Below are 23,212 nucleotides of genomic sequence, written 5' to 3'. Positions count from 1 at the left end.
GTTTAAATCATACAAGATCCGAAGATCTCAAATCTGCTCAAGACAAAACTCAATGTTCGACGAGTCGCTTGCCTTGGTATTTCTTGTCGAAATACTCCAGCCAGCGCCCACACGAATTACTTGGTTAATTTGTTAAAGAGCGTTTGAGCCGTGGCTCAATCAAGGAGGCGAATTATACATCGTATCGCCACCCTGTCAACCGTTTAATTAAAGAAACTTCAAACTCGTTTTCTTCAATACTTTCAAACAGTTGACCTTCTTAGAACTTCTCGCCTTAGCGGTATGTCCCTCGAAGGAGATGCGCATTCTACAGACACACGCAGATCTGTCAACGGCCATTTTGATAAAATTTCAAAATGGCCTGAAATCGATCAAGCTGTGATCAATATGCGGGCAATCTTCCTCTTTCCCGCCTGAACCACGCAACTATCCCCCTCTACAAACGTCCGGTCACCCTCAAATTTCTGACCATCAACGAAAACAGCACCACGCCCCAGTACGTCACGAGCCGCTGCACCGTTCTTTACAAGCCCCGATATACGCAACACTGAAGCCATAAGCATTTCAGGCTCCCCATCAAGTGAAACGCTCACATCGGGAACATTCTCAGGAATGTCTCCCAGCGCCACCCGGTTGCCTGCAGACTTATGGGCGGTCTGAGCTGCCGCCTCATTATGGAAGCGGGTAATAATCTCTTCTGCCAGCAGCTTTTTATAGTCCTGGGGATTCGCCCCCTGATCTGCGGCTTTTCTGAACTCACTCACCTCCGCAAGCGGGCGGAAGCTCAGAAGCTCAAAGTAACGCCAAAGCAGGTCGTCCGGCACAGAGAGCAATTTGGTGTACATTTCACCTGGGGAGTCATTGACGCCTATATAGTTACCCAATGACTTGGACATCTTCTGAACGCCATCCAACCCCTCAAGGATTGGCATGGTCAGGACCGCCTGAGGAGACTGGCCATAATGCTTTTGCAAAATGCGCCCCATGAGAAGGTTAAATTTCTGATCTGTACCACCAAGTTCAACATCTGCCTCTAGTGCAACTGAATCGTACCCCTGTATTAGAGGATACAGGAACTCATGAATAGCTATAGGCTGCTCAGAACGATAGCGCTTGGTGAAGTCATCCCGCTCCAACATTCGGGCAACCGTGTACTGGCCGGCCAGCCGGATCATGTCCGCTGCGGTCATTTTGCTCATCCACTCGGAATTGAACACAACTCGAGTCTTTCCAGGATCTAAAATCTTGAACACCTGCTCTTTATACGTGATCGCGTTTTGAGCAACCTGCTCATCAGTCAACGGGGGCCGAGTAGCACTTTTACCTGACGGGTCACCAATCTTCCCGGTAAAGTCACCGATCAAAAAGATGACCTCATGACCAAGATCCTGGAACTGGCGCAACTTATTAATAAGTACTGTGTGACCGAGATGAAGATCAGGCGCAGTAGGATCGAAGCCCGCCTTGATACGCAAGGGACGACCCTCCTTTAACTTAGCGATCAAATCGTCTTCAGGTATCAGTTCGTCTACACCGCGCTTAATGATGGCAAGCGCTTCATCAATAGATGCCATGAATTTTCCATCCCCAGTCAGTTTCACAAGTTATCAGTTACAGACCTCTACAAAAGAAATCTGTGAGTTGCCCGGCGTCCTTGCTAAAGTGCAAGTGCTCAGTTTTTAAACAAAATTATGCAGTCTGAGCGGACGCATTATATCAATGACGCCACAATAAATCCGACTGGCAGCGTAACAACCGTAATGTTCTGCGCTGTCCCACATACTTTTTATACGGTAATCTGTCGGTCTATACTTGAACAGCAGCTTTAATTAGATAATACAAGCTGCCGGAATACCGATTAAAACGGATGCGATACGTGCTTAAAATGTTACCAAAAGCCCACATTACCATTGCTGCAGCTGCAACAGTTGTTGTAACCGCCGCTATTTTGATGAGCCCCAGCGCCGACGTTGAGGCCAAACGAATGTCTTATACTCTGGATCTCGAACAGGGCGAGACGTCACAAATTATCTCAAAAAAGCCGCAACAGAGTCCCGAAGCCTCCCCTGCGAAGGCCGTCGCCAAAGCTCAGTCAGAGCCTGCATCGCAAGTGCCGGTGGAGGCAACACTCGAGCAGACACCTCGCATAGACTGGCAAACCTTCGATATAAAGTCCGGCGACACTCTGTCTTCTCTTTTTAAGAAGGCGGGGTTCAATGACGGCATCATGCTTTCAGTTATCCACGGCAAGGGTGAAGCGGATAAATTGCAGCGCCTTTATGCTGGCGAAACTATCCGCTTTGCGACAACGAAGGAAGGCAAATTAGCTGCAGTTGAACTCCAGCGTAACTTGCTGGAAACCCTGAAAATTGAGAAGCAGGATGGAACTTTTGAAGGCCAGACGCAAATGCGGGAGCCTGAACCTAAACCAGCATTTGCCTCAGGCACAATCGATGGATCGCTTTACCTGTCAGCCCGAGAAGCCGGGCTCAACGATCGGCTGACAATGAAACTGGCCGGAATTTTCGGCTGGGATATAGATTTTGTCTACGATGTTCGCAAGGGCGACCAATTTGAAGTCGTCTATGAGGAGCTGTATCTCGACGGAGAAAAGTTCAGCACCGGCCGCATCTTGTCAGCTCGTTTTGTAAACCGGGGCGAGGAAAACATTGCTCTGCTTTATACAGACAGTAACGGCGAGAGTGATTACTACACGCCAGACGGCAAAAGCATGCGGAAGGCGTTTCTACGCACCCCCATAAGTGCAAGAATTTCTTCATCGTTTAACCTTCAGCGCCGTCACCCAGTCTTGGATGTTGTTCGCCCACACGAGGGAACGGACTATGCTGCACCTACAGGCTCACCAATTAAGGCCGCAGGCAACGGGCGAGTTCAGTTTTCTGGCTGGAAAGGCGGCTATGGCCGCACAGTCGTGTTGAAACACGGCGACAACATCACAACGCTGTACGCGCACATGAGCCGGATTGGCAAAAGCATGAAAACCGGCACCCGGGTCAAGCAAGGTGAAACCATTGGCTACGTTGGCTCGTCTGGCATGGTAACTGGAGCTCACCTGCACTACGAATTTCGGGTTAACGGCTCACCGCGCAACTCCCGAACGGTAAAGCTGCCAGACGCCCAACCCATTCCATCCTCTGAAATCGCTCGATTTAAGAAACTTACCACGCGCCAGGTTGCACAGTTTGATGCGTTCAGGTCCAATTACCAGCACCTTGCCTTGGCCTCGGAAGACTGAGGCCTAATGGATACCTGGATTGGACTAATGTCCGGCACCAGCATGGACGGCATAGACGCCGTGCTGGTGTCTTTTAAAGACAAAACAGTTCGTATCCACGAGACACTCTCCACGCCCTACCCCGAAGACTTGCGACATCGCTTGGCGCTTGCAAGCCAGAACCAAGCAACACCTGATGAAGTAGGTGAGCTTGACACGCTGACCGGGACACTTTTTGCAGACACCGCTGAAAAGCTAATCCGCAATTCCGGCGTCGAAAGAGCTTCCATCCAGGCGATCGGAAGTCACGGGCAGACTCTACGCCATCAACCATCAGGCCTCGGCCGCTTTTCTCTTCAGGTAGGCAACCCCTCGATTATTGCGGAAAAAACCGGGGTCACGACTGTAGGGGATTTCCGTAGCCGTGACATGGCCGCAGGCGGGCAAGGGGCCCCGTTAGTGCCCGCCTTTCATCAGCATTTCTTTGGCTCCGACACTGAAGACAGGTGCATACTGAATCTTGGGGGCATCGCCAATATTACTTGGATCCCCTCTGATCAAGGCCCGGTAACAGGATTTGACACAGGCCCCGCCAACGCCTTGATGGATGCTTGGTGCCTCGAACAAACTGGCCGCGCCTACGATGAAGATGGCCAGTGGGCCCAAGAGGGCATAGTCAACCAAGCACTACTGAGCGATATGCTCTCTGACGCTTACTTTGAGCGCCTGCCGCCCAAAAGCACCGGGAAAGAGAAGTTTAATCTTGAGTGGGTTAAAACCCTGGTGCAACGACATGGTGAAATTCGGCCGGAGGACGTTCAGCGCACGCTGCTGCAACTATCAGTCATAACAGCCGTGAGACAAATGCCCCAGTCGCCACTTATGACAGTTTATGCTTGCGGAGGGGGAACCCGTAATCGGTTTCTAATGAAAGAGCTTTCTCAGGCCCTTAGCCCTATTCGGTTGCTAAACACCGATGAGCTTGGACTTGACCCTCAATGGGTGGAGCCAACAGCTTTTGCATGGCTGGCCCGGCAAACGATGGAGCGCAAACCAGGTAATCTAGCGGAAGTGACGGGAGCTATAGGCCCCCGGATACTTGGGGCTATTTACCTCGCCTGACCCCAAGGCGCCCTTCTTGGGTGCAGCTCTGACAAAACTTAAATGGTAAATGAGCTACCGCACCCACAGGTAGAGCTGGCATTAGGGTTTTGCACTACAAACTGGGAACCCTGCAGACCTTCCTGATAATCGATAGTGGCCCCTACAAGGTACTGGTAGCTCATCGGATCGACCAACAAAGTGGCGCCGTCACGTGCAACAACGGTATCTTCCTCATCTTGGCTTTCATCAAATGAGAACCCATATTGAAAGCCCGAGCAGCCACCACCCGTGACAAACACTCGTAGCCTGAGGTCGGAGTTCCCCTCCTCCTCAACCAGTTCACGTACCTTGTTGACCGCACTGTCGCTAAAAAACAGCGGTGCTGCCATTTGCTGCTGGACTACACTCAAGTTCGCCTCCGGATTACCTGATACAACCTCAGGGATTATGGTATTCCTGAGCAAAACAGTCAACTATTCGGGTTTTCCATCACTATATTCTGATGATTCATCGAGACCAGGATTTTCCAGAGCCTCATCAGCCGGCAAGTTATCCTGTGTAAGCAACCCAGAAGGTTCGCGTTGATGCACAAGGTTGCCATTTACTGACGACCCCATAGCCATCTGAATAAGGTTATAGTAAACGCTGCCGTTGATAGCGGCCTTTTCAGCCAGCTCAAGATGAGCTGTCGCATAAACGTCGCCATGAACGGTGCCGTTGATAATCACATGCGGAGCCGCTATATCACCAGTAATCTCGCCCACTTCCGAAATCCGCAACACTGCATCACTACCATCCTCTGCCAGCACTTTGCCTCGTATCTGTCCGTCAACATGCAGGCCACCAGAGAAATGCACATCGCCTTTTATGGTGGTGCGCGAGGAAATCAGTGTGTCAAAGTTGCCATGGGGCCGGCGCGGCTTCTGCTTTTTCTTGCCAAGCATTTCTACTTCTCCGTTAAATCATCCCAGTCAAATGTGCGTTCGGCCCGCGAGGATTTGCGACCTTCGGCCTGAGCAACCACCTGAACTTCTAATGGCTCGAAACCGTCAGGCAGTGCCAACTTGCCCTCTACATCCTGAAAATACCGAAAGCGGAATTTTACGCCTAAATCTTCAATTTCTTGCGACAGATCGCGCAATGCGATGATTTCTTTCTCATCTTCGCGCAAACCGATTACGTTGACGGCCACAACACCTGAAATATAGCTCTTGTTGTTGCCAACTTGCGTCAGGACCAGCTTGAAATCATAGGCGCCTGCCTGGCGGTCGCTGGCCAGTGAAAAGCGATCAACCTGCAAGCCCTTACTGGTCTCGGATGGCGCCATGATGTTTTTATAGAATGTTAGGTCAGACTTCAGTGCGCCGACACGGGTTTCCAGATCAACGATAATTTTTCGGGCCTGGTTCTGTGCCTGCTCATCAATCAGCTTGCCACGCTCAAGATTAACCAGTTGTTGCCGAGCCTCGCGATAACGCGTTTTTAACGTTGCGACTTGATCCTCCAGCCGCTCGTTTGATGCTTCTGCACTGGTGAAGCGAAAGCCACCCTGCGCCAACCCAGCCGCATAACCGGCAGCTGCAGCAACCACCGTGAACGCCAGCAAAATCAGCGTTCGCTTCAGCCGGTATCCCGGCCGGTGACGAATAACAACATATTCCTCGGCCGGCTTGCGCTGTTCGCTCACGGGCATTCCTTAAGGCAGCAATGCAGGTGCTTCAAGCCCCTGGGTTTCTTTAAGGCCAAACATGATATTCATGTTTTGAACCGCCTGGCCCGCTGCACCCTTTACGAGGTTGTCTATTACCGAGGACACAATAACAACGTTACTGTGCTCCTGGCGATGCAACGCCATGCGACACACGTTAGCTCCCCGAACACTGCGAGTTTCCGGATGGCTACCGAAAGGCATCACATCCACAAACGGCTCATCACGGTAACGATCTTCGAACAACTGCTGCAGGCGATCGAAATCGGCCGGGTTCTTCAATTCAGCGTACAGAGTTGTCTCAATGCCACGAATCATTGGAATAAGGTGCGGTACAAACGTAACACCAGTATCAACACCTGCGGCCGCAGACAAGCCTTGGCGAATTTCGGGTAGATGGCGATGACCCGAGGCTCCATAAGCTTTGAAGCTTTCCCCAACCTCTCCGTGTAACATACCGATTTTGCCCTGCCGGCCACCCCCACTGGTGCCAGATTTTGCATCGGCAATGAGCCGAGACGGATCAACCAACCCCTGCTCCAACAAGGGTAAAAACCCAAGTTGCACGGCCGTTGGGTAGCACCCTGGGTTGGCAACGAGTTGCGCCTTGGATATCTCACCGCGAACGACTTCAGGTAAGCCGTAAACCGCCTTTTCAACCCACTCCGGCGATTCATGGGGCATGCCGTACCATTCAGACCATACCTGCAGATCCTTAAGGCGGAAGTCCGCAGAGAGATCGACAACACGCACACCCGACGCCATAAGCTCCGGAATCATCCTCATTGCAACACCGTGCGGTGTCGCAAAAAACACAAGATCACACGCCGCCAGAGCACGAGGATCCGGCTCAGAGTATGCCAGATCGAAATGTCCGCGAAGGTTCGGATACATGTCGGCTACCGGCATACCGGCTTCCGACCTTGAGGTAATACAGCTAACCGTAACGCCCGGATGGACAGCGAGAATTCTGAGCAGTTCGACGCCGGTATACCCAGTGCCACCTACGATACCTACTTTAATCAACTTGCACTCCAGCGATTTCGTATCAGGATTTAGAAGTGTAGCTACGTAGTCTACCATGATAAACCAACGACTTATTGCAGCTTACAGGGTGACGGTTACAATGTTGTCAGAAACCCTTGAGCAGGCCACCCTCTTGTACCGGAACACCGGCATTGATGAATAAAATCTGGCACCAGATTAGCGAAAAAATAACCTCTGTTTTCACGCGCAGGCTGTCCGGCGTGGATTCTTTGCCGCAACTGGCTATTCTCGGCTTACTATCGGGACTGGTTACCGGCGGCGTAATTCTGGTCTTCCGCCTCGCCATCGAATGGCCTTTAAAGTATTTCCTGCCTGGCGAGAGTTCGGAAGCATTTGAAAGTCTGGACATTCTTACCCGCGGCTTATTGCCCCTTGCAGGCGCGCTCGGCCTCGGCCTGTTTTTACACCGCCTTGCCACACACGACCGAAAGGTTGGCGTTGTTCACGTGATGGAGCGCCTGAACTATCACCAAGGCTACATCACAGCACGAAGTGCCCTAATTCAATTTGTTGTGGGCGTGACAACCGTTGTTACCGGGCAATCCGCTGGCCGGGAAGGGCCCGCCGTTCACCTGGGCGCTGCTTTTTCAAGCCTTATGGGGCAATGGATGCGACTGCCCAATAACAGCATACGCACCCTGGTGGCTTGCGGCTGCGCGGCTGCTATCTCTGCATCATTCAATACGCCGATTTCCGGTGTTATTTTCGCCATGGAAGTGGTGATGATGGAGTACACCATTGCCGGGTTCACTCCCATTGTTCTTGCGGCTGTAAGTGCAGCGGTAGTCACTCAGCTTGTTTATGGTTCAGAGCCGGCTTTCAACGTTCCCGCACTGACCATGAACTCGTTTCTGGAGATACCCTGGATTCTGGTTATCGCCGTTATTATTGGCGTTTCGGCAGCGCTCTTTATACACCTGGTCGACGCCATGGGGCGCTTCAACCAGCGCCCCATTCTGCTGCGCGTGATTATTGCGGGCGCGCTGATGGCGCCGGTTGCTGTGTTGGTGCCTCAAACCATGGGGATAGGCTACGACACGGTTAACGAAACCATGAACGGCGGGCTTGGCTTCTGGCTGTTATTAAGCGTGGGGGTCGCTAAACTCGTTATTACTGCCCTAACGGTTGGCTTGGGCATGCCCAGCAGCATTATTGGCCCAACGCTTATCATAGGCGCAACGCTTGGTGGCGCGCTGGGGCTGGTGGGTGCGGAAATTATACCTGGCCATGCATCTTCTGTTGGCTTTTACGCCATGCTCGGAATGGGAGCGATGATGGGCGCGGTGTTGCAAGCACCTTTGGCAGCGCTTATGGCATTATTGGAACTAACCCGTAACCCAAATATTATTCTCCCGGGCATGCTGGTTATTACCACCGCCACGCTAATCACAAGCGAGGCATTCGGAAAAAAATCACTGTTCTTGACCGTACTGAAAAGCCAGGGCCTGAGCTATCAGAGTTCGCCTGTTATCCAGGCCTTGCGCCGGGTATCTGTGGCGGCAATCATGGACAAGGGCATCCTGCGTATTAACCGGCAACTAACGATTGAAGAAGCTCGAAAAGCCCTTAAATCCGAACCTAAATGGCTGGTGGTTGAAGGGAAAAACGGCCCTACAGCTTTACTGCCCGCAGTTGACCTGGCCCGCTACCTGGAAGACACCGAGGAAACGGCAACTGGTGAGGCAGACGAACCACCGGAAACCATCGATCTAATGGATATCCCGGCCAACCGGCGTGATATTGCACCGGTACAATACCAAGCCACCCTTGAAGAGGCGCTGCACGAATTCGAAACTACCAGCGCTGAAGCGTTGTATGTACAACGGCATGTGGCACCCATGATTCAGCGGGTTTATGGCGTGGTGCTTAAATCTGATATCGAAAGCTATTACCAATATCGACGGAGTTAACGAATGCTGTGGGTTAAAGCCTTTCACATAATTTCTCTGGTGTGCTGGTTCGCCGGCATCTTCTATTTGCCACGGCTATTTGTATACCATGCCGCCTGCGAAGATGAGCCAGGGCGTGAGCGCTTCAAGGTCATGGAACGAAAACTCTATCGCGGCATTACCACACCTTCGATGGTAGCCACTGTGATATTTGGCGTATGGTTGCTCAGTTATAACGTATCTGGTTATTTCAGTCAGGGCTGGCTGCACGCAAAGCTGGTGCTCGTCACTCTGCTCATCATTTACCACTTTTATTGCGGGCACCTGGTTAAGGTGTTCCAAGACGACCTCAATACCCGCGGGCATGTGTTCTATCGCTGGTTCAACGAATTGCCGGTGTTCATCCTGCTCGCCGTCGTTATTCTCGCCGTCGTGAAACCGTTTTAGGGAGCTTTAACCATCAAATATCATACCCGCCCTCAGGTACTTGTTCTTTCTGGTCTGGACCCTTCCGGCGGCGCCGGCATCCAGGCAGACATTCAGGCCATCACCTCACTAGGGTGTCATCCGCTGCCAGTGCTCACCTGCCTGACCGTTCAGGACACCCGAAATGTATACGGCGCCGAAGCCGTTAATCCGGAACTTATTCGCCAGCAGCTCAAATACGTTTCTGAAGACGCCCCCATACACGCCGTTAAAACGGGCGCTTTAGGGAGCTCTGCGGTGGTGGAAGTGTTGGTCGAGTTCCTCGCCAAGTATCCGGACATTCCAGTCATAACCGACCCGGTAATCAAAGCTGCGGGCGGTGGCGATCTGGCCGATGACGAACTGCTTGCCACCATGAAGGAGCGGCTGTTCCCGCTGGCCGAGATGATAACCCCCAACGGCATAGAGCTTGCCCTTCTAGGGGAGGCCGAGATCCCAGACGAGGCCGCGCGCAAGCTGCTTAAGAAAGGCTGTGCCTCGGTACTGGCAACCGGCGGGCATGGCACCGGCGTTTGCATTACCAACGTGCTCTACAACGGCTCACCGACACCCATGACATGGGATATCGAACGCATCGGAGGCGAGTACCATGGTACAGGCTGCACTCTTGCAGCCGCGATCGCAGCCGGCCGAGCGCAAGGGCTTTCACCCCATGCCGCTATTTCCCAGGCTCAGAACTACGTGCATCGCACCATCTTGCACGCACTTAAGGTGGGCGAAGGTCAGCCTGTTCCAGACCGAGGCATTCTGTGGGAACGATGAGCGCACGCGTCCCAACCGGACTTTACGCAATTACCGATAGTCAGCTTACGCCTCCGGCAGCCCTGACTGCTTCGGTGGAGGCAGCGATTCGCGGCGGCACAGTGATGGTACAATACCGCGAGAAGTCTGCGCCTATGGCGGAACGCCTGTCACAAGCGAGAAATTTGCAGTCAATTTGTGCAGCCGCCGGTATTCCGCTGCTCATTAACGACGATGCCGAGCTGGCCAAACGAGTGGGCGCTGCAGGCGTGCACTTGGGCCAGACAGATAGCTCGGCTGCAACGGCGCGACGCCGGCTCGGAGATGGCGCAATAATCGGCATTACCTGCCATGCAGATCTCGCGTTGGCAAAAGCAGCCATGGAGGCCGGTGCAGATTACCTGGCCTTTGGCCGCTTTTTCACATCGTCTACCAAGCCAGAAGCTCCGGCAGCTGAAACCGACATACTGGCCAAAGCCAAACGCCTCAACCTGCCAGTCACCGCCATTGGCGGTATTACCACAGAAAACGGTGAGCTGCTCATCAACGCAGGTGCTGACTTGCTGGCGGTTGTGGGCGGGCTTTTCGGGGGCAGCCCTGAAGCCATTGAACAGAAGGCCCAAACATTTACGAGGCTGTTTTCCAGCTACCACCCACTTTTTCAACTTCCCCAATAACAGGAGCTCTCACAAATGACGCACTCTGAAACCCTGTTCGAACAGGCTCAAAAATACATTCCCGGTGGTGTTAACTCTCCCGTGCGCGCGTTTCGTAGCGTGGGGGGCACCCCGATCTTTTTTAAACACGCTGAAGGCGCTTATCTTTACGACGAGGATGGCCAGCGCTATATCGATTACATTGGCTCCTGGGGCCCGATGATTCTTGGCCACTCGGATCAGCGTATTAAAGATGCCCTGCACGCTCAGGTGGATCTTGGGGTTGGCTACGGCGCGCCTACCTCTCTTGAAACCGATATGGCCCGCAAAGTGTGCGAATTGGTACCTTCAATTGAACTCGTACGCATGGTGAATTCTGGCACTGAAGCCACCATGAGCGCCATTCGCCTCGCCCGTGGCTACACTGGCCGCGATAAGATCGTGAAGTTTGAAGGCTGTTATCACGGGCACGTGGATTCACTGCTTGTGAAAGCAGGTTCTGGCGCACTGACCCTGGGCGTACCCAACTCACCTGGCATACCCGCCAGCCTGGCTGAACTTACGTTAACCCTGGATTTCAACGATATCGAAGGCGTGCGGGAAACGTTCAAAGAAATGGGCGACGAGATTGCCGCTATTATTGTAGAGCCAGTTGCCGGCAACATGAACTGCATCCCTGCGGTTCCGGGTTTCCTGGAAGCGCTTCGCGAGGTCTGTGACGAGCACGGAACCGTGCTGATTTTTGACGAAGTCATGTCCGGGTTCCGGGTGTCTCTGGGTGGGGCGCAGGAATTGTATGGTGTAACCCCGGACCTGACCGCGCTTGGTAAGGTGATCGGCGGCGGGCTGCCAGTTGGAGCTTTCGGCGGAAAGCGCAAAATTATGGAGCACATTTCGCCACTTGGCCCGGTTTACCAGGCGGGCACACTGAGCGGCAACCCGCTGGCTATGTGCGCAGGCCTTGCGACACTGAACGCCATTTCAGAGCCGGGTTTTCATGACCGTCTAACGGAAAAAACCATAGCACTGCGCGACGGATTGAAAGCTGCGGCAGATGCTGCGGGCGTTCCACTAGCGGTTCAGGGCGCAGGCGCAATGTTTGGCTTTTTCTTCACAGAAGAGCCCAGCATCACCCGCTTTGACCAAGTAATGAAGTGCGACACGGAGCGCTTTAAAAAGTTTTTCCAGGGCATGCTTAAAGAGGTATTTACCTTGCTCCATCTGCGTTTGAAGCTGGTTTCACCAGCGCGGCACTGACGGATGAAGACATTGCAAATACGGTCAACGCTGCGAAAAAAGTAATGGCTACTCTCTAAAACAGTAACCCTCTAACAACAACCCACCCGCTAATGGCTACTTTCCAAAAGCCAGATAGGTAGTTTTCGAACTGGTTCCCGGCAGGATCTGTTGCATCAACCTGTCCTGCCGTACCAGCTTCGTGAACACCATCACACTTTAACGGCCACTAAATCAGATTTGCCTCTTCTGCCGTTGACTTGCCACACCTACTGATCAAATTATGGTCGCATCTCACTAGAGATGCTCTGCCGGCATAAACTTAACAAGAACAACATGGAAGTCAGCACACAGAAGCCACGCGCCGAAACGTTCGCACGTTTGGCACAGGTATGTAGTATCTGGATACAACCCGTTAGGTTGCGCCGCAGTTTGAACAATAAACACAACATCAAACTGTAGGAAAGACAATGAAACTCTGGATCAAAACATTAGCATTGGTCGTGACCATTGCCTGGTCAGCCCCTTCTGCCGCTTGGTGGTGGAATTCCAAGCCAGCAAACTACGCCGACACTCGTTACCCAGTCGTACTGGTTCACGGCATGTTTGGCTTTGACTCGCTCATCGGCGTGGACTACTTCTATGGCATCTCAGAGGATCTGCGCAAGAATGGAGCGGATGTTTACACGACCCAGGTTCCCGCGCTGGACAGCACCATTGCACGTGGCGAAGCCTTACTGCCACAAGTGGAAGCCATTGCGGCCGTTCATGGCAAAGTGAACCTTATTGGCCATAGCCATGGTGGACCAACCGCCCGTTATGTTGCCCGGGTTCGGCCAGATCTAGTGGCCTCTGTTACCTCGGTTGGCTCACCTCACAAAGGCTCGGCAGTCGCCGACCTGATTGTTGGGTCTCCCGCAAGCGGCCTTGCAGACACCTTAGCCAATGCCCTTGGTGGTCTTATTGATCTGATTTCCGAAGGGGGGTTCGATCAGAATGCCCAGGCCAGCCTGCAATCACTCTCAACCCAGGGCAGCGCGGAATTTAATAATTTTGCACCCGCGGGGATTCCAACAAGTGCCTGCGGAACAGGTGCCAGCTCGGCAAACGGCGTGCGCTTTTATTCCTGGGGCGGCACCGGCGTTCTCACTAACCTTCTGGATCCATCTGACGCCCTGCTTGGCACCACCAGCCTGGCATTCGGTTCCAGTCAAAATGACGGCCTGGTTGAACGTTGCAGCAACCATTTCGGCAAGATTATCCGGGACAATTATTTCATGAATCATCTGGATGAAGTAAACCAGGCGCTAGGGCTGCACAGCTTGTTTGAGACGGATCCAAAAGCCGTTTACAAGCAACACGCAAACCGACTGAAAAACGCAGGGTTGTAAGCCCCGGCAGACCCTGCAGGGGCACTCTCCCGCAGGTCATTACGTTTTACCTTACAGGGCAGACGCGCGCTCTTCGGCCTGACTGGCCCCCGCCACATTACCCCGGGCCCTGCGGATATCCGCCAGCAACAACCAACCCGCACGCTGTAGCCGGGTATCGTTCCCCGCCAGCGACAGCCCCTTCAACGTAAACTGCTCGGCTGGCCCAAGCTTACTACCGGCCACATAGGCTTCCGACAATTTAAAGTAGATCTCTGCCGACCTGGGTGCGATTCGTTGCGCGCGCTCCAATCGCACAATGGCTCCCTGTGCATCACCACTACTCAAAAGATTGTCCGCCTCACGAACCAAGCTCAGGGCCGCAGGTGAAAGATCATCGCCGGCGTCTTGGTAACTCGGTTTATTACTGCGCTCAGGGCGCTGTTCTGGCTCCTGGCTTTCGGTCTGCTCGCTTTTGCGCCAAACTTGCGGCTCCTTTTCCTCTCCTGCAGCCTGTGGCGGTTCCGGCGCACGGGAAGCTCCGCCTGCGGGTACGTATATAGACCCGCCCGGGCCAGAGGCGCACCCCGCCAAGCTCAGAAGCGCTGCCAACATACCTACATGAAAAACACTTTGCCTACTCATTGGAACAATCCTTCAAACCAGCCGCGAATTTTCCGCTCAAGAGTACCAGAGCAAGACACGGTTTGTGTCGGCTCGCTACCCGATATAAACGGCAGAAGGCGCGCATTATCGCAATGCTCATCGGTTATTGCCTGCTTTTCTGAGTCTACCCAGTGATAATTTACGCCGTCGGGCACCACTGGAGAAAATCCGTGTTGCGGCACCTGCGCCATGAATCGCGACCACACAGGCAAAGCCCCGGTGGCACCGGTCAGCACGGTTGGGCCATTATCGTCCCGCCCTACCCAGCAACTGCCAGCAAATCACCGCTGAACCCGGCAAACCAGGAGTCGCGACCGTCGTCGGTTGTTCCAGTTTTCCCAGCAAGCGTCAGCTCCTTTGGCACCGAGTAGTAGGCTGAGCGACCAGTACCCTCCTGCATGGTTTCCTGCATCGCATACTGCAACAGGTGTACAGCCGCCGGATCTGCAACTTGATCTACCTCCAAACTGTAGCGTGAAAGCGCTCCACCGCCAGAATCGGTCACTTCTCGTATGGTGCGCAACGGCGTGTTGAACCCGGAAGTAGCCAACCCCTGATAGATTTGCGCAACGGTTACCGGGCTCATGGCAACCGAGCCCAGCAGCATGGAGGGGTATTCAGAAATTGGCGTGACCACACCAAAGGCTCGCAGAGTCTTGCGCACAGCCGAAACGCCGACATCCAGGCCAACCCGCACTGCCGGAAGGTTGTAGGACTTAGAAAGAGCCCGATGCAGAGGCACTTCGCCGCGCTCTTCGCCATCGTAGTTTTTGGGCTGCCAACGCCTTCCATCGTCAAATTCCAGGGTGAACGACTTGTCCAATACAGGCGTCATCAAGGTATAGCGATCCGGCTGCTCCAGCGCAGTCAGGTAGGTAAACGGCTTGATCAGCGAGCCTATCGGGCGATTGGCATCCAAAGCCCGGTTAAACCCTGCAAACTGTGGGTCTTTCCCGCCAACCAAAGCCAGAACCTCGCCGGTATCCTTGGCGGTGACCACAAGGCTCGCTTCCAGAGCTTTGGCAGTGTCGCCACTGCCCAGCCTTGGCAGGGTATCGGTAACAGCATATTCGGCGGCATACTGAATGGCAGGGTTCAGTGTCGTGAAGATGCGGAGACCTTCGCTACGCAGATCCTCTTCCTTGTAATCTCGAGCCAGATGCCGCCGAACAAGGTCGATATAGGCAGGGTAACGGTTTTCTGAGTACGACGGTTTGGCGCTAACTCCAAGTGACAAGCCACGGGAGCGAGCCGCTTTCTGCGAATCAATAAGGCCCGCCTCTTCCATTTCGCTGATAACCAGATTGCGCCGCTGCGTGGCCCGCTCCGGGTGCCTGCGGGGGTTGTAATAGCTTGGCCCTTTTACCATACCCACAAGCAGAGCAACCTGGTGCACATCCAGGTCTTTCAGGGACTCGCCAAAATAAAATTGGCTGGCCAGCCCGAACCCGTTGATGCTACGGGTGCCTGCCTGCCCCAGATACACTTCGTTCAAATAGGTTTCGAGTATGTCGTTTTTCTCATAATGCAGCTCCAGCAAGATCGACATCAGAGCCTCATTACCCTTGCGCAGCAAGGTTTGATCCCGGGTAAGGAAGAAGTTTTTTACCAGCTGTTGCGTCAGGGTACTACCACCCTGAACTACTCTCCCAGCGCGCATGTTGGCTAGCATCGCGCGGCCAATAGACGCAGGAGCAATGCCAAAATGGTCATAAAAGTTCCGGTCTTCCACAGCCATCAGCGCTGCGGGTAATTGAGGCGGAACCTCATCCAAACGCACCAGAATCCGGTCTTCCTTGTGCGCCGGGTAGATTCCGCCAATGCGGGCTGGTTCCAGCCTTACTATGGCAGCGTTGTCACCGGCGGATACAGAGAAGTCCTGAATGCGATCGCCATATATATTCAAAGAAAGTTTTCGCCTGGGCTCATTACCATCCGGAAAGCGGAAGCCTCGGGTACTGATAATAAAATGACCGCCGTTGCGACGATAGCTGCCGGGCTTCGCACCATCGCCTTTGCGGTAACCGGAAAGCGCCAGCTCCCGCTCCAGCGCCCCAGAGCTCACGCCAGCGCCGTCATATAGCTCCAACGGCCGCGCATACACCCGCGAGGGCACTTCAAATCGCCGGCCTTCGAACCGGGAAGTAACCACCGCATCGAGGTACACCACCCAGCAGGCCAGCAGCACAAGGCTAACGGCGGCTATGCGGATAAACATTTTCCAGAACCAGGGGCGACGTCCGTTCCGGCTGTTTTTGCTTTGAGATTTTCTATTAGACTTTGAGGAGGATCTGTTTTTTTTCATCCGCGGATTATAACGAAGCCTGCATGACATAAGGCAGGCTAACTATGTGTTATTTCTGTAACCTGCCCGTTATGATGGGCCAATAAAAATCAACCAGTTCAGGGAAGCGAGGAGCACACCGTGAGTGAAACACCCCCAGGCAATTTGTTACTGGCCATGCAGAACCCCTCACTGTACAACCACCCGGTTGACGGGTTTCAAATTATCGAAACTCACATCTCCCAGGTCATTCTGACCGGCCAATACGCCTACAAGATCAAAAAACCTATGGATTTCGGGTTTCTTGATTTTTCTACACTGGCGCGCCGCAAACACTTTTGCGAAGAGGAGCTGCGCCTTAACCGCCGCCTGGCAGAGCCGCTCTACCTCGAAGTGCTCCCAATTACCGGAACCCCCGAGCAGCCGGTGATCGGCGGCGAAGGCGAGCCGTTTGAGTACGTGCTGAAAATGCGCCAGTTTCGCCAAAACCAGCTGTTTGATCAGCAACAGGAATCCGGCGAGCTAAAACCAGAGCTGCTTTCCAGCCTCGCGCAGCAGGTCGCGAGCTTCCACGACAGCCTGGAACCAATAGCAGAAGACAAACCTCTGGGCACGCCGGAAGCTGTGTACGCGGCCATGCAGGAAAACTTTGACCAGATTCGGCCGATGATCGACGACCAAGCCCTGCTCAACCAGCTCGATAACCTTGAAGCATGGACTCAGACAACCTTTGAGCGCCACCGGGATTTGATTGCACAGCGCCGAAGTGACGGTTTTGTGCGCGAGTGTCACGGCGACCTGCACTTAGCGAACATTACCGTTTACGACGGCAAGGTAACGGTGTTCGACTGCATTGAGTTCAGTGAGCCCTTCCGCTGGATTGATGTGATAAACGATCTGGCATTTTTGCTGATGGACCTGGAATCTCGCCGGGAGCCAGCGTTGGCAAACCTGGTGCTCAATACTTATCTGGAATACCGCGACGATTTCGACGCCCTACCCTTGCTCCCTCTTTACAAGGCATACCGGGCGCTGGTGCGGGCGAAGATTGCCTTGTTCACAATGGCCAATCCGGCCTGAACGAACAAGAAAAGGAAGCGCTGCTCAAGCGTTATCGCGATTATGCTCAGTTGGCAGAAGATTACAGCAGCATCCCCAACCGATACCTATTAGCCACCGTGGGTCTCTCGGCCAGCGGCAAGACCTGCGTTAGTGCCGCTATGGCACAGGAGCTGGGGCTTATCCGCCTGCGGTCTGACGTTGAACGCAAGCGCCTGCACGGTTTGGCACCGCTGGAAAACAGCAAGTCGCCTACCGGGGGAAACCTGTACTCAACCGAGGCCAATGAACGCACCTATCAACGCCTGGCAAAACTGGCCAGTGGCCTGCTCTCTGCAGGCCTGCCCGCTATCATCGATGCCGCCTGCCTGAAAGTAAGTGAACGCGCGCTCTTTGCTGCGGTTGCAGAAAGCCAAGGCGTGCCTTTTGCCCTGATCCACTGCGAAGCGCCCGAAGATTTGCGCAAGCAATGGGCGCGTAAACGCAAAGGCGACGCTTCAGAAGCAACAGAAGAACTGCTGGACGTACAAAAGGACTGGTTTGAACCTCTAACCCCGGAAGAGCAAACCCATACAGCTCACCTTCACACTGACAAGGAGTATGTCGCAGAAGCCATAGCAGATCGTATCAGGCAGCACTTTGGCCTTAGCTCAGAATGAGCCCCTGGCAGTCAGTATGCGCCAGGGCGGATTTACAAGCTGGCCAGTTTGTGGAGTTCTCACTGGCCAGCACCGAGCCCGAGCCCATCGCAGACACCCTGCCTCAGACAGGATTTTTGTTTCTGGATGGCGCCAAACCCCGAGCCTATCTGAATCAATGCCCTCACATGGGCATTGAGCTGAACTGGATGCCCGGCCGCTTCATGGATCTCGACAACGTTTTCATTCAGTGCTCCAGCCACGGAGCACTGTTTAAACCAGGAGACGGGGAATGCATTGCCGGGCCGTGCCAGGGCGATGCGCTCACTGCATTAGACGTGCGGGAAACCGAGGGGTTCCTGGAAGTCAGACTTCCAGAATAACCGGAACAGCCTCAGCTAGAGCCATCCCGCCAGACGGGCTGCCGTCATCACGACCCAGGTTCGCCCGATAGGCCAAGACTTCCACACCCGCCTCACACGCCTGCCGCAGTAGCTGGCCATAATGCGGGTCGATGTGATCCGCAGGCCGCACCGTTTTAATCCCGGTATGGTTAACCACAAAAAGCAGCACGGCCCTATCACCTAGCGCTACCTGTGCCATGAGCTCTCGCAGGTGCTTCTGGCCACGGGTTGTGACCGCATCTGGAAAGAAACCCTGGCCGGAGTCCTCAAGGGTTACATTCTTCACTTCTACCCACGCGTCTGGCATAGACTCATGCCCGGAGAGCAGCAAATCAATTCGGCTTTTTTCGTCACCATACTTTACCTCCGGGCGGCAATGGTTATACCCCTGCAGTTCGCCGATGCGACCGGCTTCAATGGCTTCCCGGGCCTGGGCATTCGGCCTTGCGGTATTCACACACGCCAGCATGCCCGGGGCTGTTTCAACAAGCTCCCAGGTATAGGCCAGTTTGCGCGCTGGGTTATTGCTACGGCTCAACCATACCCTGCCATCAGGCGGCTGGCAGCCCAGCATGGAGCCAGTGTTCGGGCAGTGGGCCGTTACTTCAGTGCCGTCTGGCAGGCGAACATCGGCCAAAAAACGCTTATAGCGCCGAATTAAACGCCCTTCAATCAATGGTTCCGGGAACTTCATATACACTCCAAATTAGAAAGTAAGCATCACAGGACTAGCACCTCTGTGACTAATCTGCTATTTTCCGCAAAATCCCGTTTCAGGACGACTGCTTCATCCAAGTGAAAACCGCGCCGCGGCGGGGGCTGGCGCGCAGGGAAGCACAGCGTTCTTGTGAGGTATATAAAAAGAGGCCGGGTCATATGGCAACCACAGCAGACCAATCACGCGAACGTTTTACAAACTTCACCCCATACGAAATGAAGAAGGGTGAAGAATACATGAGTGCCGAAATGCTGGCGCACTTCAAAGAGCTTTTGCTGCAATGGAAACAAGAGTTAATGGAAGAAGTGGACCGCACCATGCACCACATGCAGGAAGACGCGGCAAATTACGCGGACCCTAGCGACCGCGCAACCCAGGAAGAAGAGTTCAGCCTGGAGCTGCGCACCCGCGACCGCGAACGCAAACTGATCAAAAAGATCGATCAGACTATCGATCGTATCGACAAAGATGACTACGGTTTTTGCGATCAATGCGGTGTAGAGATCGGTACCCGGCGCCTAGAGGCACGGCCGACTGCAACACTGTGCATTGATTGCAAAACCCTTGCAGAAATCCGCGAGCGCCAAACTGGCATTTGAGGCGGTAAACCCGACCTGGCCGGCGCAGCTCTAGAGGCACTGCCGGCCAATCTGCCTTACCCATGACCACTCTGCATCAGTACCGGGGCCGCTTTGCGCCCTCACCCACAGGCCCGCTTCATTTCGGTTCGCTAGTCACAGCGCTGGCGAGCTATTTGGAAGCAAAATCCCGGAATGGGCAGTGGTTGATCCGCATTGAGGATCTCGATCCACTCCGGGAGCCGGCAGAAGCCACCGGTCAAATCCTTAACAGCCTTGACGCCCACGGGCTATTCCCCAGCGAACCCGTACACTTTCAGTCCCGGCGCAGTGACGCCTACCACTTAGCTATTGAGAACCTGCTGAGCAGGGGCCATGCCTATCGCTGCAGTTGCTCGCGCAAAGAGCTCCAGGCCAATCACGGCCGGCACCCGCAGCGCTGCCGAGACAATACCTCCACCCGCGACAATCCCTTCGCGGTGCGCTTTGCCCTTAACAATGAGCAATGCCAGTGGCATGACCAGCTACTGGGCCCACAACACCAAGTGGTCCGATCCGAAATTGACGACCCGGTTATTCTGCGCAAAGAAGGCTTTTTCGCATATCAGCTCGCCGTGGTGGTAGATGATATCGAGCAAGGCATTACCGACGTGGTGCGCGGCTCAGACTTACTGGACATGACCGCACAACAGCTACAGATTTACCGTGCACTCAAATCCACACCACCACGCTGGCTTCACATTCCGGTAATCGTTAACGATCTGGGCCAGAAGCTATCCAAACAGAACCATGCGCCGGGCCTGAATAATCAGGTGCCGGTAGCCAACTTGTTTGCTGCATTGAACGCTTTGAATCAGCAGCCGCCAAGCTCACTAAGGTCCGAGACGCTAGAAAATCTTCTGGACTGGGCCTGTGCGCACTGGAAGCGCAGGGCTGTTCACCTGACATCCCGGTGACTGTCGTGGTATAAAGCCTTTCACAAACTTCAGCGCGGATCGCATGCCTGATGTATATCTACCGACTGGTTTTTTTGCTGGTTCTGGCCATCTATATCTTTTCACCCAACATTCTCGACTGGTGGACTTCCCCCGGGAACGTCTGGTACAGCCCTTTTATAGTCTGGGCAAGCCTTATTGCCATCGGGTTCTGGCTGGAGTGGCGGCGGGACCCAAATGAGTTTTAGCGCTTCCGGGCTCCTGTTTGCCAGCCTGCTATACCTCGTTCTGCTATTCGGCATTGCCTGGATAACCGAGCGTGACATGCTACCCAGGCACTGGGTTCGCCACCCGCTGGTTTACACCCTCAGCCTGGGCGTTTATGCCGGCATCTGGGCGGTCTATGCCGCGGTCGGCTTAGCGGCAGAATCAGGCTACGGTTTTCTTGCCTACTACCTCGGGATCAGTGGCGCTTTTTTGTTGGCTCCGGTGCTACTCAACCCAATCATGCGGATCGGGCGCGCCTACCAGCTAACCTCGCTGGCAGACCTGTTCGCCTACAGATACCGCAGCCAGTGGGCCGGAACACTTGTGACCCTGTGTTCCGGCGGCGCTATCCTGTCTTTGCTGAGCATGCAGATACAAGCAGTTACCACGTCCGCGAGCATCCTTGCGCCAGACACATCCCCGCATCTGATCAGCGTTATGTTCAGCCTGATCGTTGTATTGTTTGCCATGCTTTTCGGCGCACGACGCCACCAAGACGCAGGCAACCACCCAGGCCTGGTTCTCGCCATTGCCTTTGATTCTTTAGTTAAATTGGTCGCTCTGCTGGTTATTGGCGGCGTTGTTCTGTTTGGCGTATTTGACGGCATGAGCGGTTTGGAAACCTGGCTGGCAAGTAGCAAAGCCACATCCATAGCAACCATGTCGCTAAGTATCGACGATGGCAGCTGGCGGGCACTCATGCTGATGTCCTTTGCCGGGGCCTTGGTATTGCCGCACATGTACCACATGACCTTCAGCGAAAACCCGTCGCCAAAAGCTCTGGCGAAAGCCAGCTGGGGCCTGCCGCTTTACCTGTTATTACTAGCTATTCCTGTGCCATTAATTCTCTGGGGAGGCCAGGAACTGGGTGTCACCACTGGCCCCAACTTTTACGCTCTGGGCGTTGCTCAGGCCCTGGAGAGCCCCGCACTTACCTTGCTTATGTACATCGCAGGCCTTTCTGCCGCCAGCGGCCTGATGATTGTGAGCACCCTGGCGTTGGCAGGCATGGTTCTCAACCATGTAGTGCTGCCCTTAAAAACCCCAAAAGATCAGGGTGATATTTACCGCTGGTTGCAGTGGGTTAAGCGAATGCTGATTGCCGCCATTATTATGCTGGCTCTGTTGTTCCACGAAACCCTTGGCAAAAATTTGGACCTGTCCATTCTCGGGGCCATTTCCCTTGCCGGAACGTTGCAACTACTGCCCGGCGCTCTGGGTGTCATCTACTGGCCCGAGGGCAACCGGCGCGGGCTGATTGCCGGCCTCATTACCGGCTTGGTGATCTGGTTAGTCACCCTGGTGTTGCCGTTCTCCCACACTGCCAACTTATTGGGTTGGCTGAACGCACCGATGATTCCGGATTACAGCAATTGGCACATATTTACGTTTGTTAGCCTAACGGCAAACGTGTCGGTGTTTACGCTGATTTCAGTTCTCAGCACCAGCACCAGTGAGGAGACCAGCGCAGCCCAAGCCTGCTCCATGGGCGCACTTTCGCGCCCCCAGCGCAGGGAGCTGCTAGCAAACTCTTCAGGCGACTTTGTACGCCAGCTGGCGGAGCCTCTTGGCTTCGATGCCGGCAAGCGTGAAATAGAACGGGCACTGGAGCAACTAAAGCTCCCAAACGTGGAATATCGCCCCTACCAGCTCAGGCGGCTGCGTGACCAAGTTGAAATCAACCTATCGGGGTTGCTGGGGCCATCAGTCGCCCGGGACATGGTAAAGCGCCACCTTGGCTTTAAGCCTTTGGCCAGAGGCGGCACCGCCCAGGATATCCGGTATGTGGAGCGCGCCCTCGGAGATTACCAAAACCGCCTCACTGGGTTGGCGGGTGAACTGGACAACCTGCGCCGGCACTATCGGCAGACCCTTCAAAACCTCCCCATACCTGCCTGCTCTGTAGGCGACGACGGGGAAATCCTGATGTGGAACCAGGCCATTGAAGAACTGACCGGCATCACTGCCGACGACGTGGTCGGCGCCCGCCTGATGGCCCTACCCGACCACTGGCACCACCTGCTGGATGACTTTAACAGCGGAGAAGACCTGCACCGATACAAGCACCGCCTGGATTTAAAGGGCAGACCCCACTGGCTAAACCTCCACAAGGCAGCCCTAAGCGGCCGGATCACCCGGATGGAGGTAGCGTTATCCTGGTGGAAGACCAAACCGAAACCCGGCTATTAGA

Annotated in this window: 19 protein-coding genes and 3 pseudogenes; 14 read left to right on the top strand and 8 right to left on the bottom strand. The window is 54.3% G+C overall.

Translation table 11 applies throughout. The features are described 5' to 3' along the window. Positions 1-371 precede the first annotated feature (371 nt). Complete coding sequence (gene tyrS, locus BCA33_RS16250) at positions 372-1,574, bottom strand: tyrosine--tRNA ligase (protein WP_071267494.1); 1,203 nt, start codon at positions 1,572-1,574, stop codon at positions 372-374. A 302-nt stretch (positions 1,575-1,876) separates the two neighbouring features. Here tyrS and BCA33_RS16245 point away from each other — a divergent pair, with 302 nt between their 5' ends. After that, positions 1,877-3,256: a peptidoglycan DD-metalloendopeptidase family protein gene (locus BCA33_RS16245; protein ID WP_071267492.1), complete on the top strand. Its 1,380-nt coding sequence runs from the start codon at positions 1,877-1,879 to the stop codon at positions 3,254-3,256. Positions 3,257-3,262: 6 nt separating this feature from the next. Further along, positions 3,263-4,357 carry an anhydro-N-acetylmuramic acid kinase gene (locus BCA33_RS16240; protein ID WP_071267490.1) on the top strand — a complete coding sequence of 365 codons (1,095 nt, stop codon included), beginning with the start codon at positions 3,263-3,265 and terminating at the stop codon, positions 4,355-4,357. A gap of 38 nt (positions 4,358-4,395) precedes the next feature. On the opposite strand, the gene erpA is transcribed toward BCA33_RS16240, so the two are convergent. From erpA to argC, 4 genes are all read right to left on the bottom strand, one after another. Next, a complete protein-coding gene (gene erpA, locus BCA33_RS16235; RefSeq protein WP_175469815.1) occupies positions 4,396-4,728 on the bottom strand; it encodes an iron-sulfur cluster insertion protein ErpA in 333 nt (110 codons plus the stop codon). 84 nt (positions 4,729-4,812) lie between these two features. Continuing rightward, on the bottom strand, positions 4,813-5,283 hold the full coding sequence (locus BCA33_RS16230; protein WP_071267487.1) for a polymer-forming cytoskeletal protein: 471 nt from the start codon (positions 5,281-5,283) through the stop codon (positions 4,813-4,815). 2 nt (positions 5,284-5,285) lie between these two features. Further along, positions 5,286-6,032, bottom strand: coding sequence for a DUF6776 family protein (locus BCA33_RS16225; protein WP_368087261.1), 747 nt, complete (start codon positions 6,030-6,032; stop codon positions 5,286-5,288). 3 nt (positions 6,033-6,035) lie between these two features. Beyond that, positions 6,036-7,073: an N-acetyl-gamma-glutamyl-phosphate reductase gene (gene argC / locus BCA33_RS16220; protein WP_071267484.1), complete on the bottom strand. Its 1,038-nt coding sequence runs from the start codon at positions 7,071-7,073 to the stop codon at positions 6,036-6,038. Positions 7,074-7,228: 155 nt separating this feature from the next. Here argC and BCA33_RS16215 point away from each other — a divergent pair, with 155 nt between their 5' ends. From BCA33_RS16215 to BCA33_RS16190, 6 genes and pseudogenes are all read left to right on the top strand, one after another. Next, positions 7,229-9,004, top strand: a complete 1,776-nt coding sequence (locus BCA33_RS16215; RefSeq protein WP_071267482.1) for a chloride channel protein — start codon at positions 7,229-7,231, stop codon at positions 9,002-9,004. Positions 9,005-9,007: 3 nt separating this feature from the next. Continuing rightward, positions 9,008-9,430, top strand: coding sequence for a protoporphyrinogen oxidase HemJ (gene hemJ, locus BCA33_RS16210; RefSeq protein WP_071267480.1), 423 nt, complete (start codon positions 9,008-9,010; stop codon positions 9,428-9,430). 12 nt (positions 9,431-9,442) lie between these two features. Beyond that, positions 9,443-10,231: a bifunctional hydroxymethylpyrimidine kinase/phosphomethylpyrimidine kinase gene (gene thiD, locus BCA33_RS16205; RefSeq protein ID WP_139173038.1), complete on the top strand. Its 789-nt coding sequence runs from the start codon at positions 9,443-9,445 to the stop codon at positions 10,229-10,231. Next, positions 10,219-10,887, top strand: a complete 669-nt coding sequence (gene thiE / locus BCA33_RS16200) for a thiamine phosphate synthase (protein WP_217632688.1) — start codon at positions 10,219-10,221, stop codon at positions 10,885-10,887. Before thiD ends, thiE begins: the two co-directional genes overlap by 13 nt. Before the next feature lie 15 nt (positions 10,888-10,902). Continuing rightward, a pseudogene (hemL, locus tag BCA33_RS16195) lies at positions 10,903-12,182 on the top strand (glutamate-1-semialdehyde 2,1-aminomutase). A 390-nt stretch (positions 12,183-12,572) separates the two neighbouring features. Then, positions 12,573-13,493, top strand: a complete 921-nt coding sequence (locus BCA33_RS16190; RefSeq protein ID WP_071267474.1) for a triacylglycerol lipase — start codon at positions 12,573-12,575, stop codon at positions 13,491-13,493. 51 nt (positions 13,494-13,544) lie between these two features. Here the strand turns inward: BCA33_RS16190 and BCA33_RS16185 are convergent, their stop codons facing one another. Both BCA33_RS16185 and mrcB read right to left on the bottom strand, forming a co-directional pair. Continuing rightward, positions 13,545-14,117, bottom strand: a complete 573-nt coding sequence (locus BCA33_RS16185; protein ID WP_071267472.1) for a tetratricopeptide repeat protein — start codon at positions 14,115-14,117, stop codon at positions 13,545-13,547. A gap of 280 nt (positions 14,118-14,397) precedes the next feature. Then, on the bottom strand, positions 14,398-16,356 hold the full coding sequence (gene mrcB / locus BCA33_RS16180; RefSeq protein WP_254774509.1) for a penicillin-binding protein 1B: 1,959 nt from the start codon (positions 16,354-16,356) through the stop codon (positions 14,398-14,400). A 207-nt stretch (positions 16,357-16,563) separates the two neighbouring features. On the opposite strand from mrcB, the pseudogene BCA33_RS16175 reads away from it, so the two are divergent. Then, positions 16,564-18,140: pseudogene (locus BCA33_RS16175) on the top strand (AAA family ATPase). Beyond that, the gene (locus tag BCA33_RS16170; RefSeq protein ID WP_071267470.1) at positions 18,137-18,502 is read left to right on the top strand and encodes a Rieske 2Fe-2S domain-containing protein; all 366 of its coding nucleotides are present in this window, start codon (positions 18,137-18,139) and stop codon (positions 18,500-18,502) included. The pseudogene BCA33_RS16175 and the gene BCA33_RS16170 overlap by 4 nt, the downstream one beginning before the upstream one ends. Here BCA33_RS16170 and sfsA read toward each other — a convergent pair. Next, the gene (sfsA, locus tag BCA33_RS16165) at positions 18,486-19,217 is read right to left on the bottom strand and encodes a DNA/RNA nuclease SfsA (protein ID WP_071267468.1); all 732 of its coding nucleotides are present in this window, start codon (positions 19,215-19,217) and stop codon (positions 18,486-18,488) included. The genes BCA33_RS16170 and sfsA overlap by 17 nt on opposite strands. Positions 19,218-19,399: 182 nt before the next feature. Between sfsA and dksA the strand changes: the two genes are divergently transcribed. From dksA to BCA33_RS16150, 4 genes and pseudogenes are all read left to right on the top strand, one after another. After that, complete coding sequence (dksA, locus tag BCA33_RS16160) at positions 19,400-19,840, top strand: RNA polymerase-binding protein DksA (protein ID WP_071267466.1); 441 nt, start codon at positions 19,400-19,402, stop codon at positions 19,838-19,840. A 62-nt stretch (positions 19,841-19,902) separates the two neighbouring features. Beyond that, positions 19,903-20,775 (top strand): tRNA glutamyl-Q(34) synthetase GluQRS, encoded by an 873-nt coding sequence (gluQRS, locus tag BCA33_RS16155; protein ID WP_071267464.1) that lies wholly within the window; start codon positions 19,903-19,905, stop codon positions 20,773-20,775. 50 nt (positions 20,776-20,825) lie between these two features. Then, positions 20,826-21,002: a hypothetical protein gene (locus tag BCA33_RS20555; RefSeq protein WP_175469813.1), complete on the top strand. Its 177-nt coding sequence runs from the start codon at positions 20,826-20,828 to the stop codon at positions 21,000-21,002. Further along, positions 20,992-23,212: pseudogene (locus tag BCA33_RS16150) on the top strand (PAS domain-containing protein); the annotation flags it as partial. The gene BCA33_RS20555 and the pseudogene BCA33_RS16150, both read left to right, overlap by 11 nt.

The sequence above is a fragment of the Marinobacter sp. AC-23 genome, assembly GCF_001858325.1.
In the GTDB taxonomy this organism is placed as follows: Bacteria; Pseudomonadota; Gammaproteobacteria; order Pseudomonadales; family Oleiphilaceae; genus Marinobacter.
This window is presented reverse-complemented; position numbering and strand designations above follow the sequence as displayed.